The sequence below is a fragment of the Pigmentiphaga litoralis genome, assembly GCF_048632615.1.
Lineage (GTDB): Bacteria > Pseudomonadota > Gammaproteobacteria > Burkholderiales > Burkholderiaceae_B > Pigmentiphaga > Pigmentiphaga litoralis_B.
Genome location: NZ_CP184479.1, coordinates 1746818 through 1770428, shown reverse-complemented (window position 1 = coordinate 1770428; position 23611 = coordinate 1746818). Strand labels below are relative to the sequence as shown.

Genomic DNA, 23611 nt, shown 5'->3' with positions numbered 1-23611 from the left:
GCAAAGACACCGATGGTCAAAACCACTTCCCGCACCGACGCCTCGTCCCGTTCGGCCCGCAACGCCCCCGTGGCGAACCGGTCCGCGAGCCCCTGATCGCCAACCACGCGCAGTTTCGCGACCTGGTGGCCCGCGTGCTGGACGAGTCGAAGCGCGTCGGCGCCACCGACGCCGCGGCTGAGGTCTCGGAAAGCCAGGGCCTGGCCGTGAACGTGCGCCAGGGCGACCTGGAAACGGTCGAACAGACGCGCGACCGCTCGCTTGACGTGACGGTATACGTGGGTCAGCGGCGCGGATCGGCGTCTACCTCGGACTTTTCGGACAAGGCTGTGCGCGACACCGTGGAAGCCGCGTTCCACATCGCCCGCCACACCGCCGAAGACCCCATGGCCGGCCTGCCAGACGCCGACATGATGGCGACCGATGCGGACATCCGCGACCTGGACCTGCACCACCCGTGGGACATCACCGCCGAAGAAGCCACCGACATCGCAATCCGCGCCGAACGCGCCGCGCTGGCCACTGACAAGCGCGTGACCAATTCCGATGGCGCATCGGTCTCGACCTACGAAGGCCACTTCGTGCTGGGGAACACGCGCGGCTTTCTGCACGGCTATCCGTATTCGCGTCACAGCCTGTCGGTGGCGCCGATCGCCGGGCGCGGCAATCACATGCAGCGCGACGACTGGTACACCAGCGACCGCCGCGCCGACCGACTGGCCGACCCCGAAGCCGTGGGCCGCTACGCTGCGGAACGCGCGTTGTCGCGGCTGGGCGCCCGCCGTATCAAGACCGGCAAGTTTCCGGTGCTGTTCGAAGCGCCGCTGGCTGCTGGCCTGCTGGGGTCCCTGACCCAGGCGCTGAGCGGCGGCGCGCTGTACCGCAAGTCCACCTTCCTGGTCGACAGCATGGGCCGGCAGATCCTGCCTGAGCACATCGACGTGAACGAGGATCCGCACGTACCCGGCGCGCAGGGCAGCTCGCCCTTCGACGACGAAGGCGTGCGCACGTCGGCCCGCAAAGTGATCAGCGGGGGCGTGGTCGAAGGCTATTTCCTGTCGACCTATACCGCGCGCAAGCTGGGCATGAAGACCACCGGCAACGCGGGCGGCTCGCACAACCTGACCTTGTCGTCGCGGTTGACGCGCCCTGAAGACGATTTCCGCGCCATGCTCAGGAAGATGGGCACGGGCCTGCTGGTGACCGAGTTGATCGGGCAGGGCGTCAATTACGTCAGCGGCGACTATTCGCGTGGCGCGTTCGGCTACTGGGTGGAAAACGGCGAGATCCAGTACGCCGTGCAGGAGATCACGATTGCGGGCAACCTGAACGAAATGTACCGCGACATGGTGGCCATTGGCGCCGACACGCTGGTGCGCGGCACCAAGCGGACCGGTTCGATCCTGATCGCCAGCATGTCCATCGCCGGCAACTGATCCGGCAAGCGGAATGGCCGCGGCGCCTGACAGCCCGCGGCGTTCCGGTCCGCCTTGCGCATCGCACGCGGCGCGGCCGTCCAAATCACCGAACACGGAGGCAGGAGACACGTATTGCGGGCGGGATGTCCCCGCCCGGTATTCATCTAGAAAAGAAGGAAGCAGGTATGCGCAGCACGTCGCACCGTGTGGTTATCGTGGGCGGAGGCGCCGGGGGCCTGGAACTGGCGGTCCGTCTGGGGCGTCGGTATGGTCGCAGCAATGTGATCCTGATCGATTCGAACCCCTTCCACATCTGGAAGCCTTCCTTGCATGAAGTCGCGGCCGGCACGCTGGACATTCATCGCGAAGGCCTGTCGTACGCGATGCTTGGCCATGACAGCGGATTTCAATTCCTGATCGGCCGCGTGACGGATGTGGATCGCGCCGCGCGCACCGTCGCCATCGATGCATTCGTCGATGCCAAGGGCGACCCGATCCTGCCCGCGCGCACCGTGCCTTACGACACCCTGGTGCTTGCGCTGGGCAGCTATGGCAACTTTTTCAACACGCCGGGCGCGGAGCTGCACGCGATTTCGCTGGATTCCACCGATTCGGCGGAATTCTTCCGTACGGAACTGCTGAAAGCCATGGCGCGCGCGGAAGCGTTCGGCAAGGAAGGCACGCGTAGCCAGGTCAACGTCGTGATCGTGGGCGGTGGGGCGACCGGTGTCGAACTGGCCGCTGAACTGCACGAGGCGGGTATCCGCATCTCGGACTATGGCCTGTCTCAAGACAGCGTGGCCGACGAACTGAAGATCACATTGATCGAAGGCGGGCCGCGCATTCTGGGGCCGCTGCCCGAACGCGTATCCGAGGCGGCGTCCGCCTTGCTGGTTGAGCGGGGCATCCAGGTCGAGACCAGCTGCCGGGTGTCCGAAGTCACCCAGCATGCGGTGCGCACGGCCGACCGCGAGTTTCCGGCGGACCTGTGCGTGTGGGCCGCCGGGATCCAGGCGCCCGCGCTGCTCGAAAAATTGGGCCTGCCGCTGACCAGGCAACATCAGATCCAGGTGGATGACCACCTGGCGACGAGCGACCCCAATGTATATGCGCTGGGCGACTGCGCGGCAGCGCCCTGGGCGGGCACCGACAAGACGGTGCCGGCGCGGGCCCAGGCCGCGCACCAGCAGGCGTCTTATTTGTTCAAGGTGCTGTCCGCCCGCATGAACAACGATGCGCCGGTTGCCGAAGGTTTCCGGTTTCGCGACTTCGGGTCCCTGGTGTCGCTGGGGCATTCCGAAGGCGTCGGCAGTTTGATGGGTGGCTTGTCGGGACCCAACTTGAAAGTGGAGGGCTGGGTCGCGCGCATCATGTATTCGAGCTCGCACTGGACCCACTATGCGGCGGTGCTGGGCATCTGGGGCGCCACGATGCGGTCGTTGGCGCGGGTGCTGACGCGGCGATCGCGGCCGCGCGTCAAATTGCACTGAGGCAGGCAGCCGGCCGCGGACGCTCCGCCCAGGCCGGCAAGTCAGGCGCCGCCCCGGCCAGCCTGGCAGTAGTACCCGCTAGCGCATCACCGTCGATTCCGGCTCGGCCACCACGCGGTTCTCGATGTGGCCGATGCCCTCCACTTCCACCCGCATCACATCGCCCACCTTCAGCCAGGTGGGCGGCTGCATCGCCAGACCCACGCCCGACGGCGTGCCGGTCGCGATCAGGTCGCCCGGTTCCAGCGTCATGACCGTCGACAGATGCGCGATCTGCTCCCACACATTGGCCAGCATCTGGTCGGTGGTGATGTCCTGGCGGACCTCGCCATTGACCCGCATGCGCAGGCGCAGGCCGTGCGGTTCGGGCAGTTCGTCGGCCGTCACGATCCACGGGCCGATGGGCCCGTGCGTGTCCCAGGACTTGCCCAGGGTGAAGGTGCTGGACCGCAACTGCCAGTCGCGCACGGACACGTCGTTGGCGATGGTGTAGCCAAAGACCACGTCTTTGGCGTGTTCCACCGGTACGTGGCGGCAGCGGCGGCCGATCACCACGGCCAGTTCCGCTTCGTAATCCAGGTGGTCCGACGCGCGCGGCTTGTGCACGTCGTCGAAGGGACCGTTGATGCAGGACACCTGCTTGTTGAACCAGACTTGCGTGTCGGGCACCTGCACACCCTTGCTCAGGGCTTCCTTGACGTGGGCGCGGTAGTTCATGCCGATCGCCAGATATTTGGACGGCGTCAGTACGGGGGCGTCCAGGTGAACGTCGGCCAAGGCGAACGATGGCGCGGTGGCAAGGTCAATGGCACGGACCCGATCCAGGGCTTGGCCGCCCGAGCGGATCAGGGCAATCATGTCGTTGGGAAGGGACGGGTCGGCAGCCGCCACGTCGATGACGCGGTCGCCGGCCACCAGGCCGATGGTCTGTGCGCCGTGGTGGGTGAAGGTCACGAGTTTCATGCAGGGTCCTTGGCAGGAGGGTGGGTGTCGGTGGCCTCGATAGCGGCGTCGGCGATCGTGTCGGCCAATGTCTCGGTGGCAAGCTGGTGGGTGGGCGCCAAAGCGGTCTGGGGCGCGGGAGGGGCGTCGGTTGCTGCGTCGGGCAGGGCAGCCGCCTGGGTTGGCGTCTGCCCGGGCATTCCGCCGGCAGCGTCATTCACCTCGAAATTGGTGATGAAGTCGTGTGGCACGTCGGGGCCCCACACATGCAGCGAGTCGGCCAGCGCGTGATTGCCCGTGGGCCAATCGGTGTCAGCCGACACGTAATCGATGTCGAAGGAGTACTCGGCGTAACTGCCCCACGGATCGCGCACGTAGTAGAAGTAGTTGGAGCCCAGGAAGTGCCGGCCGACGCCCCAGCCCAGGGTGTAGCCCTGCGCCTTCATGCGTTCCGCGCCCCAGCCTACGTCGTCCACGCTGCCCACATCCCAACTCATGTGGTGCAGTCCGGGGTGCGATGCCTTGGCGAAGGCCACCAAGTGGTGGTCGCTGCCATGTGGGGTATGAATGAAGGCGATCACGTCCGCCGCGCTGTCCGACAGCCGCAGGCCCAGCACGTCTTCGCTGAAGCGCGTCATGCGTGGCACATCGGGCGAAAAACGCAGCACGTGCGACAGACGCCGGGGGCGAACCACCGGTCCACCGCTGCGGTTGTGGGCGCCGCGTCCTTCGGCGTCGAGCACCTGCGGAGTGGGCACTGACTTGCTGTCCGGCGAGCTTTTCTCGGCCACGACCAACTGGATCGGCAGGCCGTCGGCGTCGCGCAGCCACAGCCCGCCGGGGTCGCCCAGCGGATGGGGAGGGCAGGCCAGACCCAGTGTCTCGATGCGCCGCCCGAAGGCCTCCACGTCTTGCTCGAAAATGCCGTAGACGACCGTTTGCAGCCGCTTCGGCTCGCCGTTGGCGTGGATCGTCGCCCAGCAGTGATCGCATCCGTAGGTGTACAGATCGAGCCGTGGGCGGCTTCCGCTGCTGATCCGCCTGACGTCAAGTCCGAAGGCGACATAGAACCGTTCGGCTTCGTCCAGATCGGGCACGGTGTACACGACGCGGTGGACCGAGTGCACGGCAAGGGCGCAGCGATGGCGTGTGGTGGCGTGGATGGCCTTGGCGTCTGCAGGGTCCGCGGTCACCCTGGCCGCGCCGTTGGCATTCAAGGTGCCCGCATTCCCCGCATCAGCAGCCGACACGTCCGCGCCATGCCCCGTCGCGCGCCGCAGAACGACAGCCGCGTCTGCGTCCATGGCTCCCCGCCATGCCACATGATGATCCGGCCGGATCAGCACCGCGTCCGCCTCATAGACTTGCCGCACGCTCGTATCGGCGACTCGCAGCACCCGTAGCGGCACGCCCAGCGCATCGGCCGCGGCCTGCCATCGCGCGGCATCCCCGTCCCGCGTCAGCAGCAACGTAAAGTCCGGTCCGAAGCGGTCGAACAGCGGGCCGCCAGGCAGCGCGACGTGGGGCGCCCGTGCGCCCGGGTAGGCCGACGGAACATAATGATTCGGTTCGTCGGGTGGCGGCGCAGCGTCATCCGTGGCGACCAGTGGACTGTCGCCATAGCGCACCCCCAGCTGCAGGCCCGGGATATTGAATTCCGAGGCCACATGCCGGGCCAGCGCCGCGCCCAGCGCAGCCCTGGCTACCTCGGCGCCGGCATCATCGGCTTCGACGCCGGGGTCTACCGGCACGCGGCCGATGCTGTCCGCCATCCGCCGGGCAAAAGCCGTGTTGCGCAAGGCAATCGGCCGCCGTTCCTGGTCGTAGCTTGCCAGCAGCGCCGGGCCGCCCCAGCCCCGCACCGCCCCGGCCAGTTTCCACCCCAGGTTCACCACGTCGTCGATGCTGGTGTTGTAGCCCATGCCCCCGGTGGGGGTGAACAGATGCGCGGCATCACCGGCCAGGAAGAGGCGGCCCTTGGCCAGCGTGTCGGCCACCAGTGCATAGCCGGCGCTCCAGGGCATGGTGGCGATCGGCCGGAAGTCATGCGGCGCGCCCACGACCGCGCGGGACAAGGCCGCGCCATCCATCTCGGCCATGGTTTTGCCAGGGGGAACCTGCACCAGCAACAGCCAGGTTTCCGCGCCGTCGATCGACACCAGCAGGCCCCGCTGTTCCGGATTGACGGCCCAGTATTGCCACGCAGGGCGCTTGCCCATGACCTGCGCCAGGTCGCTGGACCGGAAGTAGAAGGACAGCATCTGCCCGCCAAAGAAATCGCGCGCTTCCTGGCTTTGGCCGCTGTAGCCGATGCCCATCGACTTGCGCATCAGGCTGCGGGGACCATCGCAGCCGACCGCATACCGGGCGTGGACTTCCCAGGCCGGTCCACCTTCGGCAGGCGTGACGGTGACCCGCACATGGTCGCCACGATCCTCCACCGCCGACGCGCGTTCCCCATACCGGGCATCGACACTGGCATAGCGCGCCGCCTGCCTGCGCAGGATCGGCTCGATCACCATTTGCTGCGCGCGGTGCGGCAGTTCGGGTGTGGGCCAGGCCTGCTCGCCATAGTCGCCAAACGACACGCCCGCCGCGGCGTCGGCCCGTGACGGGATGCGAAAGCGCGCCAGTTCGTGCCCGGCCAGGCGGGTGCAATAGACCACATCCTGCGGATGGTCGGGGGCAGGCCCAAGGCGCGGATCTCGGCGGAAAACCCGCGGCGCCGATAGTGCTCCATGGTGCGTGACGACGTGGCGTTGGCCTTGGGAAAGTCCGGCCCGTCCACGTCTTCTTCCAGCAGCACGCAGCGCACGCCGCGGCAGCCCAGTTCAATCGCCAGCATCAGCCCGGCTGGGCCGCCGCCTACGATGGCGACATCGGTCATGACGGTATCCATGACGGCTCCTTCAGTCGGCCTGCGCGCCGGTGCGCTGGATCATGTCGGCATAGCGCGGCGTGTCCGCCCGCATCCAGGACATCACCTGGGCGCCGGTGCTGCCGGCCGGTGCAAAACCGAACGTGGTCATGCGATCGCGCACGTCGGTGGAATCCAGGGCGGCGCGAAAGTGGGTGCTTAGTGTCTCGGCGACAGCCGGCGGCAGGTCGCGCGGGCCCAGAAAGGTAACCCAGGTGGTGGCTTCGACGCCCGCCGGACCGCCGCTTTGTTCCACCGTGGGAACCTCCGGCATCGCGGCCGACCGTTCCTTGTCGGCCACCGCCAGCAGCCGCAGCTTGCCCGCCTGCAACAAGGGGCCGGCCGTGGCCAGGCTGCCCATTGCCCAGGTCACGTCGCCCGTGGCGACGGCGTTGTAGACGGCGGCGGTTTCCTTGAACGGCACATGCAGCATCTGCACGCCCGCCGCGGTTTCGAGCTGGACGGCGCCCAGATGCAAGGGCCCGCCCACCGAGTTGGACCCGTAGGTGACCTTGCCCGGATGCTGGCGCGCTTCGGCCACCAGGCCGCGAACGTCCCGGATCGAACTGTTCTGTCCGACGAACACGAAAAACGCCGTGCGATACACGCCGCTGATCTGCGTGAAGTCGGCCGCCGCGTCGTAAGGCAGCTTCTTGAAGAGCGACGGGTTGATCGCCAGGTGGCCCACGTCCGCCAGGCCCAGCTCGTACCCGGTCGGCGCCGCGCGTTTGACGGCGTCAAGCGCAATGAAGCCGTTGCCACCCGGGCGCGCCTCGACAATCACCGGCTGGCCCAGCGACTTGGTCATCTTCTCGGCCGCCACCCGGACGACCACGTCCGGCCCGCTGCCGGTCGGGAAGGGGCTGATCACGCGGATCGGCCGGGAAGGGAAGGATGGCTGCGCCTGCAACGGGGCGCTGGCCGCCACCAGGCTGAGCAGCCCGATTGCGAGTTGTCTGAACGTCATGTCTCCACCTTTTGCTAGGGCTGGCCGCGGATCCTTCTGTCGGTGCACGAACGTGCGCCGCGGGATCCTGGGCATCCTGGTTGGGATAGCCGGATAGTAGGCAGTGCAACTGCCTGCTGTGAGATGGCAAAATGACCCCACCGATAACTGTCAGGTATCAGCAATGAAACTGCATCACTTGCGGGATTTCGTGGCGATTGCACAGACGCGCAGCCTGCGCGCGGCCGCCCGCAGCCTGGGCTTGGCGCAGCCGGCGCTGACCCGCAGCCTGCGGGAGCTGGAAGCGGAACTGGGCGCCGCGCTGGTGGAGCGGCACGCGCGGGGCGTGCACCTGACGGAGCTTGGCGAGCTGTACCTGGTGCGCGCACAGGCCGCAATGGCCGAACTGCGCCGAGGCAAGGACGAGGTCGCGCAGCGCCAGGGCGAGCTGACCGGCAGCGTGGCGCTGGGCGTGTCGTCGGCCGCCTGCATGGCCCTGATGCCGCAGGTGTACAACGCGTTTCGCAAGCGCTTTCCGGGCGTGCGGCTGCAGATCGTGGAAGGCTTTTTCAGGACGCTGGGGCAACGCCTGGAAGACGGATCGCTCGACTTCCTGGTCGGCCCGCGTCCGGACCGGCCCGCGGGCAAGCCCTTCCACATCGAATTGCTGTTCGAGAACGAACGCTTCGTGGTGGGGCGGCATGGCCATCCCCTGGGCACGGCGCGGCGCCTGGCCGATCTGGTCGGCGCGGAATGGCTGCTGACCGGCGTGCGCGATCAGGTGGGCAACGAGTTCGAAGAGGTCTTTACCGACAACGGCCTGACGCCGCCCGTGGCCCTGACGCAATCCGATTCGATGATCGGCGTGGCGTCGCTGCTGTCCACCACCGACATGCTGGCCGTGCTGCCGCGCCAGTGGGTGGACTCACCCGTGCTGCGGCATGTGATCGCCACCATTCCAATCCCGGAACGGTTTCCGGGGCCGGACATCGTGCGCATCACGCGGGCCAACCTGCCGCTGACGCCCGCTGCGGAAGCCCTGTCCACACTGATGGAACGGGAAGCGGTCGCCACGGCGGGGCGATTACTCCTGCCGCAGCCACACCCCTGACTTGCCGCCGCGCTTTTCCAGCAGCCGCACGTTGTCGATGACCATGCCCCGGTCCACGGCCTTGCACATGTCGTAAATGGTCAGCAGCGCGACGTTCACTGCTGTCAGCGCTTCCATTTCGACGCCCGTGCCGCCCACCGTTTCCGCCTGCACCGTGCAGTGCACGGCCGATGCCGCTTCGTCGATGTCGAAGTCGCAGGAAACATGCGTCAGCGGAATGGGATGGCACAGCGGAATCAGGTCCGATGTGCGTTTGGCGGCCATGATCGCAGCGATGCGGGCAATGCCCAACACGTCGCCTTTCTTGGCGTTGCCATCGCGAATGCGTTCCAGGGTGGCTGCTTCCATGCGGATGCTGCCGCCGGCGCGCGCCACGCGGGCGGTCGCGGGTTTCGCGCCGACATCCACCATGTGGGCCTGTCCGGCGGCGTCGAAATGGGTCAGTCCTGACATAAGGCGGTCCAGAGTGAAAATGCAAAGAAAGGGCCAGAAGCAGGTGTGCCGGCCTGCCTGGGTGCATACGTGCGCGCGCCAAGCTTGCACGCTGGCTCAGGTCTGGCATGGCTATCCGCGCGGCGCACGCGGCGTAGACATGGCTTACCACTTGATAACTGCCCGGCAGGGCACCCGTCGGCGAAGCTGGCTATCATACTTGGATGGTGACACCGACCCGCTTCCCACTCTTTACGCGCAACGCGATCGCCTGCGCGCTGTTGCCCGTGCTGCTGGCCATGCCCGCGCCTGCCTGGCTGCCCGGCGCCAGCGTTGCGCGGGCGCAGCCGGCGGGCCTGCCCGACCTGGGCGAATCGTCGGCCGACGAACTGTCGCCGCGGCTGGAACGGCGGCTGGGCGAAGCCATCATGGCGCAGTCGCTGAACGACCCGGACTACATCGACGATCCGGACATCTCCCAGTACCTGAACACCATGGCGTCGAACCTGTCGGCGCATGCCCCGTCGGACACGCAGCAGATCCACGTGTTTCCGGTGCGCGACGCCAGCGTCAACGCGTTTGCGATGCCCGGCGGATTCATCGGCATCAACGCGGGCCTGGTCGTGGCCGCGCAGTCGGAATCGGAGCTGGCCGGCGTGATGGCGCATGAAATCGGCCATGTGGTGCAGCGGCATGTGGCACGGGGCCTGGTGCAGCAGAAGCAGACCAGCGTCATCATGGTGGCGGCCTTGCTTGCGGCGCTGGTCGCGGCGCGCGGCAATTCCCAGGCGCCCGAAGCGGCCATGGCGTTCGGGCAGGCCGCGGCGATCGACGCGCAACTGGGCTTTTCGCGCGAGGCCGAACGCGAGGCCGACCGCACCGGCTTTCAAATGCTGAGCGCGTCAGGCTATGACGTGAACGGCATGGCCACCTTCTTTGGCCGGTTGATGGCGCTGTCTTCCGTCAACGAACGTACCAGCACGTCGTTCACCCGGACGCACCCGCTGTCCATCGAGCGGATGTCGGACATGCAGAACCGGGCGCGGTCCCTCAGCACCGGCGCGCCCACACCACCCAGTCCGCCTGATTTCTACTTCGTGCGCGCCAAGCTGCGCGTGTTGCAGGCGGCCAGCGGGCAGGACACGATCGACGCGATCCGTTTCCTGGAAAGCCGCGCCATGGAAGCCACCACCGGCATCGAAAAGGCGGCCGCGTATTACGGGGTGGGCGTTGGGTACTTGCGCCGGCGCGATTACACCAAGGCGCAAGAAGCCTATGACAACGCCACGTCGGGCGCGCGCGATCACGTCATGCTGGCGGGTCTGGCGATCGACATCGCCATGGCGCAGGGCAACGCCGACAAGGCCTTGGCGCTGAGCAGGGCCGCGCGTGAGCGCTGGCCCCAGCAGATCAGCCTGGCCTATGACTATGCGGATGCATTGCAACGCACGGGCCGCCACAGCGACGCGGTCACGTTTCTGAACGAGCAGATTTCCCGCTATCCCGACCAGCCCCGGTTCCGCCAGATGCTGGCGACCAGCTACGGCGGCCTGCAGCAGCCTGTGGCCGAGCGGCGGGCCATGGCCGAGTTCTATTCACGCACCGGTGCCATGTCCGCCGCGGTGGAACTGCTGACCCAGGCGCGCGGCCTGTCCAAGGACTTCTACGAACAGTCGCAGATCGACGCGCAACTGCGCGAGCTGCAGCGGCGGGTGAAAGAGGAAAACGACATGTTGAAACGGTTCAAGAGCTGAGCGCCTGCGCGGGATGCAGGGTTGTTGCCTTGCAAGGCGGCTGGCTGGCCCGGCAGCCGGGAAATTAGTTTGATGCGTCGGCGAGATGCGCTGGCCTGCTGTGTCAGCCGCGAACCCGCGCCGGGTTGCCCATCACCGTTGCGCCCGCGGGCACGTCCTTCGTCACGACGCTGCCGGCGCCGATCAGCGCATCATCACCGATCGTCACGCCCGGCATGATCAACGCACCACCCCCAATCCACACATTCTTGCCGATCACGATGGGCCGCCCGAACTCCAGCATCTGCGCCCGCAGCGCCGGGTCGCGCGGATGGTCGGCGGTCAGGATCTGTACCCCCGGCCCGATCTGCGTGTTGTCGCCGATCGTCACCTGCACGACATCCAGGATGATGCAGTTGAAGTTCATGAACACGCCGTCGCCCAGGCGGATGTTGTAGCCGTAGTCGCAATGGAAAGGCGGCCGGATGTTCACGTGGTTGCCCACCGCGCCCAGCATGTCCTTCAGCAACGCCAGCCGCTGCGCAGGCGGCATCGCGATCGACGCGTTGTAGCGCGCCATCCATTCCGACACGCGGCGATTGTCGGCCGCCAGTTCCGGGCAGTCCGCGACATACAGCTCGCCGGCCAGCATCTTCTGTTTTTCGGTGCGGTGGGTCATGGGGGTCTCCGGTAAACGTAGGGATGCGTCCATTGTCTCCCCGAAAAATCACCGAACCAGGCGCTTGTCACAGCTTTTACCTGGTCCGAGACAGGCGGCGCCGGAAGCGGCAATGGGACCCCGCCTGCTCAAGTTTGAGCACGCTCGGCAGCCAATTTGTTCCTTTGATGAAACGTCCTGGCGCCACCTGTCGTTATCCTGCCAAGGCTGCGGGTTTTCACGCTACATCGTGTGCCGGATCGGCGCGTTCGGCGGCCAACTGCTGCTATGCTGCGCACGTACAAACACTTACCAGTCGCCGTCATGTCCTTCTGTAAAGCAGTGTCGAACAAACGTCATTTCCTGAAACTGGGTGCCGTCGCCGTGCTGGGCGCCGTAGGTCTGACCGGCGCCTTGCCGGCAGTGGCTGCCGCAGCCTATCCGACGCAGCCCGTCACCATCGTGGTGGCCTATGCCGTGGGTGGCGACACCGACGCCATGGCCCGTCTGTTCGGCGAAAAGCTGGCGCAGAAACTGGGACAGCCGGTCATCATCGAAAACCGCGGCGGCGCCAGCGGCATCATCGGCAGCAACTACGTCTCGCGCGCCAAGCCCGACGGGTACACGCTGCTGCTTGCCCCCAACACGTTCGCGCTTGCGACCCTGGTGGTAAAGAGCAACGCCGCAACCACGTACAACCCCACGCGCGACTTCACGCCGATCACCCAGACCGCCACGCAGCCGCTGTTGCTCGTCGCCAGCCAGGGATCGGGTTATACATCGGTGCCGCAGGTGGTGAAAGATGCGCAAGGCGGCAAGTCCATCACCTACGCCACGCCTGGTTCGGGCTCGCCCATGCACATCCTGGGTGAAGTCTTCAACCGCGCTGCCGGCATCAAGCTCGCGCACATTCCGTACAAGGGCGTCGCCCCTGCCGTGAACGACCTGCTGGGCGGCCACGTGGCGCTGAGCTGGATGACCTACGGTCCGGTCGAACCGCACCTGCAATCCGGCAAGATCCGCATCCTTGCAAACGGCGCCGCCGAACGCACCCCGCTGGCACCCGACGCCCCGTCGATGCGCGAACTGGGCTACAAGGACGTGGACGTGGCGGCCTGGCAAGGCCTGTACGCGCCGAAGGGCACGCCCGACGCCATCGTGCAGCAACTGAACGCCGCCATGGCCGACATCCTGAAGATGCCGGACGTGGTGTCGAAGATGCGCGTGTTCGGCGCGTTCGCGAAGAGCAGCACGCCCGATGCCTTGGGCAAGCTGACCGCCGACGACCACGCGTACTACGCCAAGATCGTGAAAGAGTTCAACATCGAAGCGGACTGATGTCTGCATTAGACGCGATAGTTGGTGGCCTTAAGTCCCGGGCTGCCAGCGTCGGAGGTTAGCAAAACGCGGCCTCGGCCGCTTTTTGCTATTGGGGCATGGATCGCGGCCTGTTATGCGCTCTCCATACCGAGAACAAGAAGTTCGAGAACTCGGTCGCTGATAGATCTCCGTCCGCCAACATCACCATCACTTCATCGATGACGTCTACCTCCGGGATTTCAATTCCTTCTTCTTCCAGGTAGGTCAGGGCGCAAGTCAACGCCGTTCGCTTGTTACCGTCATTAAAGACATGGCCGCGCGCAATTGCCTCGGCATAGTGTCCTGCGATACCAAACACATCGTTTAGCGCCTCGTAAGTCCGACGCATTTCGATCCGATTGAGCGCTGCCTGCACCGCACCTCTTCCTCCGCCGGCTAAGCCTGGAAGTCCACCAATTTCTTCGATGATCTGGTCGTGCACAGCAATTACGAAATCCACGTCAAGCAATTACTTATCCCTTAAAGCAATAAGTACCTTGCGATGCGTTCGTATCACCTTGGTAGCCGCCGCTTTCGTGACCTCGCGTTGCTCCGATGTGCGACCTGAACGGTCGACGGCACGAGAAGGCGCAATGTTTTCCCGGCTACCGGTGTCGAATCCAAAAACCTTTTTGCTTTGCGTCATGGTCGTAGCAACTCCCGATTGGCTAGTACAGCAAGATATTTCTTCTTGAATTGTAGTTCGAGGACCTCGGTAAATCTCGCGGGCAGCCGATCCGCTCAAGCCGACGGCCCGCTATTAACTTAGCTGTCCAGCGCAGGCGTCGCAACGAAGCCCAGTACATGTTCCCGATCCGCCTCGGCCAGCGGATGCAGAAACGACGCGCCGTACGAAGCGGTTTGAATTGCCAGCGGTGCGCCGCCGCGCATCATGGCCCCGCCCGCCGCATCGGCCCCGTCTGCCACCCCCAGCCAGTCCGGCGGCGCATCCAGCACGCTGCGGCCGTCGGCCAGTTCGAACGCCGCCAGCAGCGCGGCCATGTCCCGGTCATCCACCACCCCGGGGCCATGTTCCGTCTGCGCATACAGCCGGCCCGCCTCGTCTGCATACCACTGCGCCACCTGCGTCACGTCCTGGCCGGTATGCGTGGTCAGTTGCGCGCCCTGGCCCGTCGCCCGCAAGGCCAGCGGCGCCACATCGATCCGCACAAATACCCGTTGCGGGCCGTTCTGGAAGTACCAGCGGCCCGTCACGTCCCGCACGTAATTGCGGTCTATGAACGCCAAGATCTGCGGATTGGAGATCGGTTCGCCCGGTCCGCCCTGATCCGCGTCGCCAAGCGGATGCAGCCGCCACCGGCCGCGCCGGTCGAGCGACAGCCAGCCGCACACGGCAGGCACGTTGGGCCAGCGCGCCATGGCGGCGATGACGTCGTCATCCATGATCGAAATCCGTTGAGTGGGAACCCGTCAAGCTTACCGCAACGCTTACGGGCGGCTGACGTGTTGCGCCCGGCGTGCAGGCAGCAGGCGTTGCGGGATGTTGCCTGGCCTGTCAAATCCGACAGTCTGCATCCGTCGGGTTTTGCAGGTAGCTTGCTCGACTATCCGTCGTGGCAGTGCAAGGAGAACAAGGGTGTCATTCAGGAATGCAGCGATAGGTATTGCCGTGGCGGTGTGCGTGGCGGCCGGTGCAACGATCGGATTGCCGATCATCAACGACCCCGCACGAACAGAGTCGCAAGCCCAGGCAATCGGAGCATTCGTGTCACGCTACATGATCGAGATGGCCGTAGTGCTTCCAGGATGGTTCAGCGTTGACGTGCTCATGTCGATGTTTAACGCCGACGTATTGAGTCCGGCAAACCAGTCCATGATCGTGCGTGCCATCGGCAATGCCTGCCAGGCAGAGGTCGCGCCGGATTCGGCTGCCGAGAAAGAAAAGGCAAGGATTCTGGCGTTCCTGAAGTCGGCCGCCCAGGATCCGCGTGACCCTGTTGCACAGGAGGCCGCATTGGCCTATTTGAAGGCAGCGCCTGCAGATAAGGCCATCTCATTTCTTCGAGAATCGCTAAGCAGCGGCATCTTGCCGGCAAGAGAATTTATTCGCTTGGCGCACGGTCATTTGTGGAACCTTGAGCATGCCGAGCAGGAACGGTTGATCAAGGAGATGATTCGTGCAGAACTCACCCGTGCCCAGGATGACCAACTGCCCACCTTAGGCCAGCATCTGATCGGCCTTCTGAGTTCGCGCCAAGGCGTGGAGACGCTAAGTCGAGAGGGGCGAAACATCTTGCTCGATTATTTGGAGGACAACGCTTCGCAGTTCACCACGGTGCCAGATCGTTTCTATCATCTGGCGGGACGGCCGCTCGGTCAGTGGCTGGAAGCCAAGGCATGGTTGTCGGGTGTCAGGCAAGACGAGCTGACCCGACACTTGCTGGACCTTCTGCTTGCTTCGGGCGACACCCCCGAAACCGTCGTTATGATGATGGCTTCCTATTTTGCCGATGACCTTATCGCGCTTGCCAATGCCGTGGAACGAGAACGTCTGCGGACGTTAGTTCTCAAGGCACCTCGGGCCGTCAGCCCGGACAATGCGGCTTTTGGCCAATATCGTGAAGACGCGTTAAGGCGGCTGCAGGCCGTATGACACGGCCAGCAACCGCGTCACCGACGGCCATGACGCGATGCGGTGCGATGCGATGCGCGCATTGACGCCGTTATGCCGGCCCGTCACGAGCCGACATATCGACCAGCGCCCTCAGTCCACCGACCCCAACCGAACCGCCGGCGTGATCTGCTTGGGATCCACGCGCAACTCCAGCAGCGCGGGCCGGCCGGCCTTGCGGGCCCGTTCGAATGCCGCCGGAAAGTCTTCCGTCCTCTCCACCAATTCGGCATGCGCACCAAACGCGGCCGCCATGGCCACGAAATCCGGGTTCTGCAGCTTGGTGGCGCTGATGCGGCCGGGGAAGCGTTTTTCCTGGTGCATGCGGATAGTGCCGTACATGCCGTTGTTGACCACGATCGTGACGACATTCGCGCCGAACTGCAGCGCAGTGGCGAGTTCCTGCGGATACATCAGAAAGCAGCCGTCGCCTGCGAAGGCGATCACATCCCGTTCGGGGTAGCGCAGCTTGGCGGCGATGGCGGCAGGAAAGCCGTAGCCCATGGCGCCGCATACCGGGGCCAGGGTGGTGCGTGGCTGGCGGTATTGGTAGAAGCGGTGGACCCAGACAGTGTAGTTGCCGGCGCCGTTGGCCAGGATGGCGTCGTCGGGCAGGGTGGTGTTCAGGTGGGCCATGACGTCGGCCATGACGACGCCCTGGTAGTCGGCGGCGGGCTTGGGGGCGGCGCTGAAGGCGACGTGGGCGGCGCGGGCGGCTTCGGTCCAGCCGGCCCAGGCAGGAGCGGCCGATGAGGCGGCAGCAGCATTGGCAGCGGCATCGACAGCGGCGCTTGCAGCAGACTCGGCACTGCCGCTGCCCGCAGCATTGGCAGCGGCGGTGCCGGCAGAGTAAGCCGCAGTATTGCCCGCCGTTGCGGGCGCTTCCAGCGCACGCAACATCGCGGCGGCGGTTGCGGGCGCCGCCTGCACGGCAATGGTCGGACGGTAAACGCGGCCCAGTTCGGCCGCATCGACATGGATATGGATCAGCTGCTGCCTGGGCGTGGGCACGTCCAGCAGGGTGTACGCGGCGGTGTTGATTTCGCCCAGGCGGGTGCCGACGGCCAGGATCACGTCGGCGGTCGACACGCGTTCGGCCAGGGCGGGGTTCATGCCCAGGCTCAGGTGGCCCACATAATGCGGGTCGCGGTTGTCGAACAGGTCCTGGCGGCGGAAGGATGCGGCCACTGGCAGGTTCCACGCCTGCACGAAAGCCTTGAAGTCGTCGGCGGCCTGCGCAGGCCAGTTGGCGCCGCCCACGATCACCAGCGGTTGTTTCGCGGACGCCAGCAGCTTGGCAATGTCGGCCGCCTGGTCGGCGGTGGGTGCGGGCGACAGCACCTGATAGGGCAGGGTGTCGGCCACGGTAGCCGTACCGCCCAGCACGTCTTCGGGCAGGGCCAGCACGACGGGGCCGGGGCGGCCGGACGTGGCCACCTGGAAGGCGCGGGCGACCATTTCTGGAATGCGCGCGGTGTCTTCGATCTGGCCGGCCCACTTGGCCATGGATCCGAATGTGGCGGCGTAGTCGACTTCCTGGAAGGCTTCGCGGCCCAGATGGTCACGCGGCGCCTGGCCGACGAACAGGATCATGGGGGTGGAGTCCTGCTGCGCGATGTGGACGCCGATTGCGGCGTGGGTCGCGCCCGGGCCGCGGGTCACGAAGCAGATGCCCGGCCGGCCCAGCAGCTTGCCGTCCGCTTCGGCCATGTTGGCGGCCGCGCCCTCGTGTTTGGTCACGATGGTCTCGATGTCCGGATGCGCGTACAGCGCGTCCAGCACGTCCAGGTAGCTTTCCCCCGGCACGCAGAACACGCGGTCCACGCCCTGTGCGGCAAGCGCATCGACCAGCAGTTGACCGCCCGAACGGGCGGCGGTGGCGTCGGAAGCGGCGGAACGGGGTGCGGAAGGGGCGTTCATTAGAAGCATCCAGCAAGCGGGGTTAAGGGCGCAAGGCGCCGACAGCCGTCATTGTGGACAGGGTTCGCATCGTCCGCCATGAGCTCGACGCAGATCAGGTATGCGGCGGATGCATGGGATGGAGGCAAGAGGCGCGACGCCTACTGCTGCCAGCCTGCCGCGCTACGCTTGCTCGATCAACGTTGCCCCGGGCCAGCCGCCGCTCGCCACAATAATCTGCACTTCGCGCCGGATGATCCGGGTGATGTCCCACTGCTCCGCCACGGGCGGCCGGTTCCTGGACGTGGCCAAGGCCACATCGCGCTGCGGAGACGGGTCCGCCAGGGGCACGGCGTGCAGACGGCCGGCAGCCAGTTCATCGCTCACCGCCGCCAGCGGCAGCAAGGTGTAGCCGCAACCTTCCTGCACCAGACGTTTGGTCACGCTGGTGGATGCATCGCACTCCATCACCACGTTCAGCGTGATGCCCAACCGGCTGGCCAGCGATTCCGCCAGCAGGCGCAGGCCATGCGGCGTGCTGGGAAGGATCAGCGGCACGTCGGCCAGCGCCTTCAGCGGCCACGCCCCGGTGTTGGTGGCAGGCTTGGCCGAATTGGCAGCATCGGCAGGATCGCCTGGCGGCCCGACCAGACACAGCTGCTCGCGTAGCAGCAGATCCACCTCCAGCCCGCCGGCATGCGCGGGCAGGTACAGGATGGCGATGTCGATCTCGCCCGATGCCAGCCAGCCCACCATATGCGTGCCCAGGCCTTCCACGAAGCGCAAACGCGTGCGCGGAAATTGGTGCCGCAGCGCCTTGCCCACCGCGGCAAAGGTGGTGTTGGCAATCGTGGGCTGGGCGGCGATCACGATCTGCGCCGGGCCATCGTCGGCGCAGGCTTGCAGCGTGCGCTGCGCGTCGTCCAGGGCGGCGGCCACGCGTTGGGCGTGGGCCAGCAGCAGGCGGCCGGGCTCCGTCAGTTCGACACCGCGGCCACTGCGGTGGAACAGGCGCGTGCGCGCCTCGGCTTCCAGCCGCGCCATTTGCCGGCTGATGGTGGATTGGTCGCTGCCCAGCTCCACCGCCGCGCGCGAAAAGCTGCCGCAGGCCACGACGCGGGCAAAGCAGGCAAGGTCATCGGAGTTCATGCGGGGCTCCGTAAAAAAACGGGCGGCAGGACAGGGCGCAAGGCAGGACAAGGCACTGCGTTGCGGCTTGCACCCACGACGCGCCACGGCCTACGCGCCGCAACGAAAATACGTGGCGATCCGCTGCGGCAACCAGTTCAGGTTGCCAGGAAAGCGCCCGCTGGAAAAGCCGACATGTCCGCCCTGGGCCGGCTGGTGCAGCAAGACGTGGCTTGACGCTTCATGCGTGCCGGGCAGATAGCGGCCGGGCAGGAAAGGATCATTGCGTGCATTCAGCACCAGGGTGGGCACGGCAATGCCGCCCAGCAGCGGCTTGCTCGACGCGCGCGTCCAGTAATCGGTAACGCCCGTGTAGCCATGCAAGGGCGCGGTATAGGCATCGTCGAACTCGTACAGGTCACGGGCGTTGGCGACCCGCAGGATATCGATCGTGCCGGGAAACATCTGCGACTTCAGCAGCGTCTTGGTCTTGAGCGTACGTAAGAACATCTGCGTGTAGACCTGCCGGTTCACAAAGCCGGTGCCGAGCGTGCTGCCGCCGGCCATCAGGTCCAGGGGCGCGGAAATGCCCGCGGCTGCCGTCAGCCAGCTGGCCGCGGTGCCAACTTCACCCAGATGCTTGAGCAATGCATTGCCCCCCAACGAAACGCCAACGGCATGCCAGCGCGCGCCGGGCAGGCGGCTGCGCACGGTGTCGAGCATGAAGCCGATCTCTTTCGAATCGCCGGAATGGTAGGCGCGCGGCAGCCGATTGGGTTCGCCGGAACATCCGCGAAAGTGGGGGATCACCACGGTCCAGCCGCGCGATCGGAAGTACTGCGTAATGGCTTGTGCGTAAGGACTGCGACTGCTGCCTTCCAGGCCATGAAACAGGACGAGGGCGTTGTCGGTGGACTGCGGCAAGGGATTGGGCAGGCGAACCGGCTGCGCGGCGGGCAGGGTCTGTGTGCCCGCGGCCTGGGCACCCGGCCGTCGAGTGTGACGCGCCGGCCCGGCCTGCCCCATCGCCGCCGGCACCAGGCCCGGCGCGGTCCAGTCCAGGTCGATGAAGTCCCCATCGGGCGTGTCGACGCGCTCGCGCACGAACGACGCGCGGTGGTGACGCGCAAACAGCGCCGCGAAGATCGTCTGACTGTGACCTTCGGGCAACCAGCGGGGGCTAGGGCAGGATGTGGTATCCAGGAGCGCGGGCATGCGTCGCGATGGGCTGCTGCCTAGTGCAGCAGATCGGGCACGTCCTGACGATCGGTGGGACCGAGATCGTCCGGCGCCTGCGACGAATGATGCAGCACCAGCCGCCAGCCCGACGTGCCCTTGTGGAACACGTTGGTCGCATAACAATTGACGACCTGCTGACCCTGCTCGGTGTCGACCGTCAATTGCTCGACCACGGTATGCACGGCATTCATCATGCTTTGCATGGCGTGCTGACGGGTCGGCCGGATGGGCACGGGCGCGTTGTTCAGGATTTCCTGCCACGAACTTTGCACGGCGTCGTGGCCGATCAGGCGCTGGCCGCCCGGGTGGATGCAGACGATTTCATCGTCATCCGACCAGACTTCCATCAACTGGGCCAGATCGCCGGTTTCCAGCGCTTCATAGAACGCGTGCTCGGCTTCGTCGGGCGTGGCGAACAGATTGGTTTTGCGTGGCGTCATGATCAGCGGAACACGATAGTTTTGTGACCGTTCAACAGGATGCGGTGCTCGACATGCCAGCGAACCGCACGGGACAGCACCAGGCATTCGACGTCGCGGCCCACGGCCGTGAGCGTTTCGGGCGACATGCTGTGATCGACCCGGGCAATGTCCTGCTCGATGATCGGGCCTTCGTCCAGGTCCGCCGTCACATAATGCGCCGTGGCGCCGATCAGCTTCACGCCGCGTTCGTGCGCCTGATAGTAAGGACGCGCGCCCTTGAAGCTGGGCAGGAAGCTGTGATGGATGTTGATCGCGCGGCCCGACAGCGCTTCGCACATTTCGCTCGACAGGATCTGCATATAGCGCGCCAGCACGACCAGGTCGATCTTTTCGCGTTCGGCGATCTGCAGGACCTGGCGTTCCTGCTGCGCCTTTTCGCCGTTGACGACGGGCAGGTGATAGAACGGGATGCCGTACGACGCCGACAGCAGCGCGAAGTCCGGATGGTTCGACACGATGGCCGGGATCTCGATCGGCAACTGGCCGCTCTTGACCCGGAACAGCAGGTCGTTCAGGCAATGGCCGTGCTTGCTGACCATCAGCATGACGCGTGACTTGCGCTGCGCGTCACGGATCTGCCACTGCATGCTGAAGCGCGTCGCGACGTCATTGAACTGCGCCTGGACATCGGCAGCCGTCATCGCGGCGGGCATCTCGAAATGCACGCGCAGGAAGAACAGCCCCGTATCCTTGTCGCCGAACTGCTGCGAATCCAGGATGTTGCAGCCACGCTCGAACAGGAATTCCGAAACGTGAAAGACGATCCCGATCGAGTCCGGGCAAGCGAGCGTCAGGATATGGTCGTTTTGCTGCACGAAAGATTCCTGTAGAGATGAAGCGCGCCCGGCAAGCCGGTGGGCGCCGATGAAACGACAAGCCCCGGAAGTCCGGGGCTGGCCGTTGAGGTCGGGCTAGGGCAGGGGGCCGGGGCGGTGGGGCCGCGGCCTGCGGGCCTTAGTGGCCGTGGACCTTGGCCCCCGGCTTGAGCCGGTATTCCTGGCCACAGTACGAGCACATGGCCGCACCGGTGGTCGCAACGTCAAGGAACACCTTGGGGTGCATGTTCCAGAGCGGCGTGTGCGGGCCGGGGCAGGAAATCGGCAGATCCTCGGCATCGACTTCGATGACGCCGGTGGGCGCATTCACATCAGACATGGTTGACTCCTGGTCAGACCTGCGTGAGCCAGTGTTGGTACTTGGGATTGCGGCCCGCGACCAGTTCGAAGAAAGCGCTTTGCAGGCGTTCGGTGACAGGGCCGCGGCGGCCTTCGCCGATCACGCGGTTGTCCAGTTCGCGGATCGGCGTGATTTCGGCGGCGGTGCCGCTGAAGAACGCTTCGTCGGCAATATAGATGTCGTCGCGCGTCAGGCGCTTGCTGACGATCTTCAGGCCCAGGTCTTCGGCCAGCGTGTACACGGTCGCGCGGGTGATGCCCGACAGCGCCGACGCGATTTCCGGTTCATAGATCACGCCATCACGCACGATGAAGACGTTTTCGCCCGCGCCTTCGGCCACGAAGCCGTCGGTGTCCAGCAGCAGGGCTTCGTCGTAGCCGTTTTCGGTCGCTTCCAGGTTGGCCAGGATCGAGTTGGCATAGGTCGAGGCGAGCTTGGCGCGCGGCATCGTCACGTTCACGTGGTGACGGGCGAACGACGAAGTCTTGACGCGAATGCCCTTTTCCAGGCCTTCGGCGCCCAGGTAGGCGCCCCATTCCCAGGCGGCGATCGCCACATGGACCTTCGCGCCCTTGGGGGACACACCCATCTTTTCGGAGCCGTAGAAGGCGATCGGACGCAGATAGCAGGACTCGAGCTTGTTCGCGCGGATCACTTCCTTCTGGGCTTCGATCAGTTGTTCCTTGCTGTAAGGCAGGGCCATCTGATAGATGCGGCCAGAGTTGACCAGACGGTCGGTATGTTCCTTGACACGGAAGATCGAGGTGCCCGATTCCGTCTTGTACGCACGTACACCCTCGAATACCGCCAACCCATAGTGCAGGGAGTGTGTGAGCACGTGGGTATTGGCTTCACGCCAGGGCACGAGCTTGCCGTCGTACCAGATGAAGCCGTCGCGGTCTGCCATCGACATGTTGGATCTCCGAAATTAGCCGAGTATTGTAGCAACCTGGGCCGCGATTTGCTTTTTGGTGGCACAGACGCTAGGGCAGGCGGGGTTTTGGCGGCGGCGCCGTTGCTTTGACGTTGAAACGGCCCCTGGCGGCAGGGGGCATGGCGTCATTGATGGCGCGCCCAGGCCGTTTGGCGCCGCTTGCCGCCTGGCACGCGGCCGCCCAGACGTTGGCCGCCTTTGCGCTGGCTGCCTAGTACAATCGGCGGGCTCACCCCCTGCAGCATCCGTCATGGCTTCCCCAGATTCATCCACCACGGCACGCGCCACGTCCGCTGCCGATCGAGACCCTTCCGCCTTGCTTCCCGATCCCCCTGCCGATCGCGGCCCGGCCCTGCCGCCCGCGCCCCACGGCCCCGACGCCCTGCGCGCGGGCTTTCAGTCGGGGCTGCGGGCGCTGGCGCCGGCCTCGTTTGCCATTGGGGTGTGGGGGCTGGTCACCGGCGTGGCCATGGTCAAGGTGGGGCTGACGCAGTCGCTGGCGCTGGCCATGACGCTGGTCGTGTACGCCGGATCGGCGCAGCTGACCGCCTTGCCGCTGATACTGGCCGGCGCGCCGATCTGGCTGATTTTTCTTGCGTCCTTCGTGGTGAACCTGCGTTTCGTGATCTTTTCGGCAGCCTTTCACCCCTTCTTTCGTCATTTCCCGGCGTGGAAGCGGCTGATTCTCGGCTACTTTTCCAGCGACATCGCCTTCGTGCTCTTCCTGCCGCGCTACGGCGACGCGCCCGTCAAGGGCACGCCCGAGCAGACCGGCTTCTTCCTGGGCGTCAACGCCGGCAACTGGATCGTCTGGCAGGTGTCTTCCATTGTGGGCATCGTGGCGGGGTCGCTGATCCCGGCAGGATGGTCGCTGGAATTCGCGGCCGTGCTGGCGCTGATGTCCATTGTCGTGCCCATGGCCGTGGGCCGACCCGTGCTTGCGGCCATCGTGGCGGCCGCCATCGTCGGGTGGGTGGGTCAACCCCTGCCGTTGCGCCTGGGCTTGGTCGCGGCGGTGGTGGCCGGGGTCGTCGCCGGGATCGTGGTCGAGAAGGCACAGGCGCGGCGTGCCTTGCAAGAAGGAAGCGCCGCATGACGCCATCGACCTTTCCCTC

21 protein-coding genes and 1 pseudogene are annotated in these 23611 nt (G+C 65.8%); 7 read left to right on the top strand and 15 right to left on the bottom strand.

Features of this window, described 5'->3' with window-relative positions; genetic code table 11:
* Positions 1–92: 92 nt before the first annotated feature.
* On the top strand, positions 93–1436 hold the full coding sequence (pmbA, locus tag ACNANG_RS07785) for a metalloprotease PmbA (RefSeq protein WP_420227484.1): 1344 nt from the start codon (positions 93–95) through the stop codon (positions 1434–1436).
* A gap of 167 nt (positions 1437–1603) precedes the next feature.
* On the top strand, positions 1604–2908 hold the full coding sequence (locus tag ACNANG_RS07780) for an NAD(P)/FAD-dependent oxidoreductase (protein ID WP_420226708.1): 1305 nt from the start codon (positions 1604–1606) through the stop codon (positions 2906–2908).
* Between the two features lie 78 nt (positions 2909–2986).
* Here ACNANG_RS07780 and ACNANG_RS07775 read toward each other — a convergent pair whose 3' ends face one another.
* The 4 genes and pseudogenes from ACNANG_RS07775 to ACNANG_RS07760 form a co-directional block, all read right to left on the bottom strand.
* Positions 2987–3871 carry a fumarylacetoacetate hydrolase family protein gene (locus ACNANG_RS07775; RefSeq protein ID WP_420226707.1) on the bottom strand — a complete coding sequence of 295 codons (885 nt, stop codon included), beginning with the start codon at positions 3869–3871 and terminating at the stop codon, positions 2987–2989.
* Positions 3868–6516, bottom strand: a complete 2649-nt coding sequence (locus tag ACNANG_RS07770; RefSeq protein WP_420226706.1) for an FAD-dependent monooxygenase — start codon at positions 6514–6516, stop codon at positions 3868–3870. The genes ACNANG_RS07775 and ACNANG_RS07770 overlap by 4 nt, the downstream gene beginning before the upstream one ends.
* 62 nt (positions 6517–6578) lie before the next feature.
* Positions 6579–6695 (bottom strand): annotated as a pseudogene (locus tag ACNANG_RS07765) (hypothetical protein); the annotation flags it as partial.
* Positions 6696–6759: 64 nt separating this feature from the next.
* Positions 6760–7734: a Bug family tripartite tricarboxylate transporter substrate binding protein gene (locus ACNANG_RS07760; RefSeq protein WP_420226705.1), complete on the bottom strand. Its 975-nt coding sequence runs from the start codon at positions 7732–7734 to the stop codon at positions 6760–6762.
* 163 nt (positions 7735–7897) lie between these two features.
* Here ACNANG_RS07760 and ACNANG_RS07755 point away from each other — a divergent pair, with 163 nt between their 5' ends.
* Positions 7898–8824, top strand: a complete 927-nt coding sequence (locus tag ACNANG_RS07755; RefSeq protein WP_420226704.1) for a LysR substrate-binding domain-containing protein — start codon at positions 7898–7900, stop codon at positions 8822–8824.
* Here the strand turns inward: ACNANG_RS07755 and moaC are convergent.
* Positions 8798–9277 carry a cyclic pyranopterin monophosphate synthase MoaC gene (gene moaC / locus ACNANG_RS07750; protein ID WP_179589165.1) on the bottom strand — a complete coding sequence of 160 codons (480 nt, stop codon included), beginning with the start codon at positions 9275–9277 and terminating at the stop codon, positions 8798–8800. The genes ACNANG_RS07755 and moaC overlap by 27 nt on opposite strands.
* Positions 9278–9480: 203 nt before the next feature.
* Here moaC and ACNANG_RS07745 point away from each other — a divergent pair, with 203 nt between their 5' ends.
* Positions 9481–11010 (top strand): M48 family metalloprotease, encoded by a 1530-nt coding sequence (locus ACNANG_RS07745; protein ID WP_420226703.1) that lies wholly within the window; start codon positions 9481–9483, stop codon positions 11008–11010.
* Between the two features lie 103 nt (positions 11011–11113).
* Here the strand turns inward: ACNANG_RS07745 and ACNANG_RS07740 are convergent, their stop codons facing one another.
* Positions 11114–11668 (bottom strand): sugar O-acetyltransferase, encoded by a 555-nt coding sequence (locus tag ACNANG_RS07740; protein ID WP_420226702.1) that lies wholly within the window; start codon positions 11666–11668, stop codon positions 11114–11116.
* Positions 11669–11971: 303 nt separating this feature from the next.
* Here ACNANG_RS07740 and ACNANG_RS07735 point away from each other — a divergent pair, with 303 nt between their 5' ends.
* On the top strand, positions 11972–12985 hold the full coding sequence (locus tag ACNANG_RS07735; RefSeq protein WP_420226701.1) for a Bug family tripartite tricarboxylate transporter substrate binding protein: 1014 nt from the start codon (positions 11972–11974) through the stop codon (positions 12983–12985).
* A gap of 88 nt (positions 12986–13073) precedes the next feature.
* Here the strand turns inward: ACNANG_RS07735 and ACNANG_RS07730 are convergent, their stop codons facing one another.
* On the bottom strand, positions 13074–13466 hold the full coding sequence (locus ACNANG_RS07730; protein WP_420227483.1) for a type II toxin-antitoxin system death-on-curing family toxin: 393 nt from the start codon (positions 13464–13466) through the stop codon (positions 13074–13076).
* A gap of 305 nt (positions 13467–13771) precedes the next feature.
* Positions 13772–14410 (bottom strand): DUF2946 family protein, encoded by a 639-nt coding sequence (locus ACNANG_RS07725; RefSeq protein WP_420226700.1) that lies wholly within the window; start codon positions 14408–14410, stop codon positions 13772–13774.
* 193 nt (positions 14411–14603) lie between these two features.
* On the opposite strand from ACNANG_RS07725, the gene ACNANG_RS07720 reads away from it, so the two are divergent.
* Positions 14604–15620: a hypothetical protein gene (locus ACNANG_RS07720; protein ID WP_420226699.1), complete on the top strand. Its 1017-nt coding sequence runs from the start codon at positions 14604–14606 to the stop codon at positions 15618–15620.
* A gap of 111 nt (positions 15621–15731) precedes the next feature.
* On the opposite strand, the gene ACNANG_RS07715 is transcribed toward ACNANG_RS07720, so the two are convergent.
* The 7 genes from ACNANG_RS07715 to ACNANG_RS07685 form a co-directional block, all read right to left on the bottom strand.
* Complete coding sequence (locus ACNANG_RS07715) at positions 15732–17558, bottom strand: thiamine pyrophosphate-binding protein (RefSeq protein ID WP_420226698.1); 1827 nt, start codon at positions 17556–17558, stop codon at positions 15732–15734.
* Positions 17559–17720: 162 nt separating this feature from the next.
* On the bottom strand, positions 17721–18686 hold the full coding sequence (locus ACNANG_RS07710; RefSeq protein ID WP_420226697.1) for a LysR substrate-binding domain-containing protein: 966 nt from the start codon (positions 18684–18686) through the stop codon (positions 17721–17723).
* A gap of 90 nt (positions 18687–18776) precedes the next feature.
* Complete coding sequence (locus ACNANG_RS07705; RefSeq protein WP_420226696.1) at positions 18777–19880, bottom strand: YheT family hydrolase; 1104 nt, start codon at positions 19878–19880, stop codon at positions 18777–18779.
* 20 nt (positions 19881–19900) lie between these two features.
* The gene (locus ACNANG_RS07700; protein WP_420227482.1) at positions 19901–20323 is read right to left on the bottom strand and encodes a YybH family protein; all 423 of its coding nucleotides are present in this window, start codon (positions 20321–20323) and stop codon (positions 19901–19903) included.
* A gap of 23 nt (positions 20324–20346) precedes the next feature.
* Complete coding sequence (purU, locus tag ACNANG_RS07695) at positions 20347–21201, bottom strand: formyltetrahydrofolate deformylase (RefSeq protein WP_420226695.1); 855 nt, start codon at positions 21199–21201, stop codon at positions 20347–20349.
* Positions 21202–21340: 139 nt separating this feature from the next.
* A complete protein-coding gene (locus ACNANG_RS07690) occupies positions 21341–21541 on the bottom strand; it encodes a zinc-finger domain-containing protein (RefSeq protein WP_179589174.1) in 201 nt (66 codons plus the stop codon).
* A 13-nt stretch (positions 21542–21554) separates the two neighbouring features.
* The gene (locus ACNANG_RS07685; RefSeq protein ID WP_420226694.1) at positions 21555–22475 is read right to left on the bottom strand and encodes a branched-chain amino acid transaminase; all 921 of its coding nucleotides are present in this window, start codon (positions 22473–22475) and stop codon (positions 21555–21557) included.
* Between the two features lie 271 nt (positions 22476–22746).
* Here ACNANG_RS07685 and ACNANG_RS07680 point away from each other — a divergent pair, with 271 nt between their 5' ends.
* Complete coding sequence (locus ACNANG_RS07680; RefSeq protein WP_420226693.1) at positions 22747–23592, top strand: AzlC family ABC transporter permease; 846 nt, start codon at positions 22747–22749, stop codon at positions 23590–23592.
* The last annotated feature ends 19 nt before the right edge of the window (positions 23593–23611 follow it).

Bases quoted from the DNA above. Each gene is read 5' to 3' on its own strand.
- ACNANG_RS07725 (WP_420226700.1), bottom strand. From the start codon at position 14,410: ATGGATGACGACGTCATCGCCGCCATGGCGCGCTGGCCCAACGTGCCT.
- ACNANG_RS07680 (WP_420226693.1), top strand. From the start codon at position 22,747: ATGGCTTCCCCAGATTCATCCACCACGGCACGCGCCACGTCCGCTGCC.
- ACNANG_RS07775 (WP_420226707.1), bottom strand. From the start codon at position 3,871: ATGAAACTCGTGACCTTCACCCACCACGGCGCACAGACCATCGGCCTG.
- ACNANG_RS07760 (WP_420226705.1), bottom strand. From the start codon at position 7,734: ATGACGTTCAGACAACTCGCAATCGGGCTGCTCAGCCTGGTGGCGGCC.
- ACNANG_RS07685 (WP_420226694.1), bottom strand. From the start codon at position 22,475: ATGTCGATGGCAGACCGCGACGGCTTCATCTGGTACGACGGCAAGCTC.
- ACNANG_RS07710 (WP_420226697.1), bottom strand. From the start codon at position 18,686: ATGAACTCCGATGACCTTGCCTGCTTTGCCCGCGTCGTGGCCTGCGGC.
- ACNANG_RS07740 (WP_420226702.1), bottom strand. From the start codon at position 11,668: ATGACCCACCGCACCGAAAAACAGAAGATGCTGGCCGGCGAGCTGTAT.
- ACNANG_RS07745 (WP_420226703.1), top strand. From the start codon at position 9,481: ATGGTGACACCGACCCGCTTCCCACTCTTTACGCGCAACGCGATCGCC.
- ACNANG_RS07735 (WP_420226701.1), top strand. From the start codon at position 11,972: ATGTCCTTCTGTAAAGCAGTGTCGAACAAACGTCATTTCCTGAAACTG.
- ACNANG_RS07690 (WP_179589174.1), bottom strand. From the start codon at position 21,541: ATGTCTGATGTGAATGCGCCCACCGGCGTCATCGAAGTCGATGCCGAG.
- moaC (WP_179589165.1), bottom strand. From the start codon at position 9,277: ATGTCAGGACTGACCCATTTCGACGCCGCCGGACAGGCCCACATGGTG.
- ACNANG_RS07755 (WP_420226704.1), top strand. From the start codon at position 7,898: ATGAAACTGCATCACTTGCGGGATTTCGTGGCGATTGCACAGACGCGC.
- ACNANG_RS07780 (WP_420226708.1), top strand. From the start codon at position 1,604: ATGCGCAGCACGTCGCACCGTGTGGTTATCGTGGGCGGAGGCGCCGGG.
- ACNANG_RS07705 (WP_420226696.1), bottom strand. From the start codon at position 19,880: ATGCCCGCGCTCCTGGATACCACATCCTGCCCTAGCCCCCGCTGGTTG.
- ACNANG_RS07715 (WP_420226698.1), bottom strand. From the start codon at position 17,558: ATGAACGCCCCTTCCGCACCCCGTTCCGCCGCTTCCGACGCCACCGCC.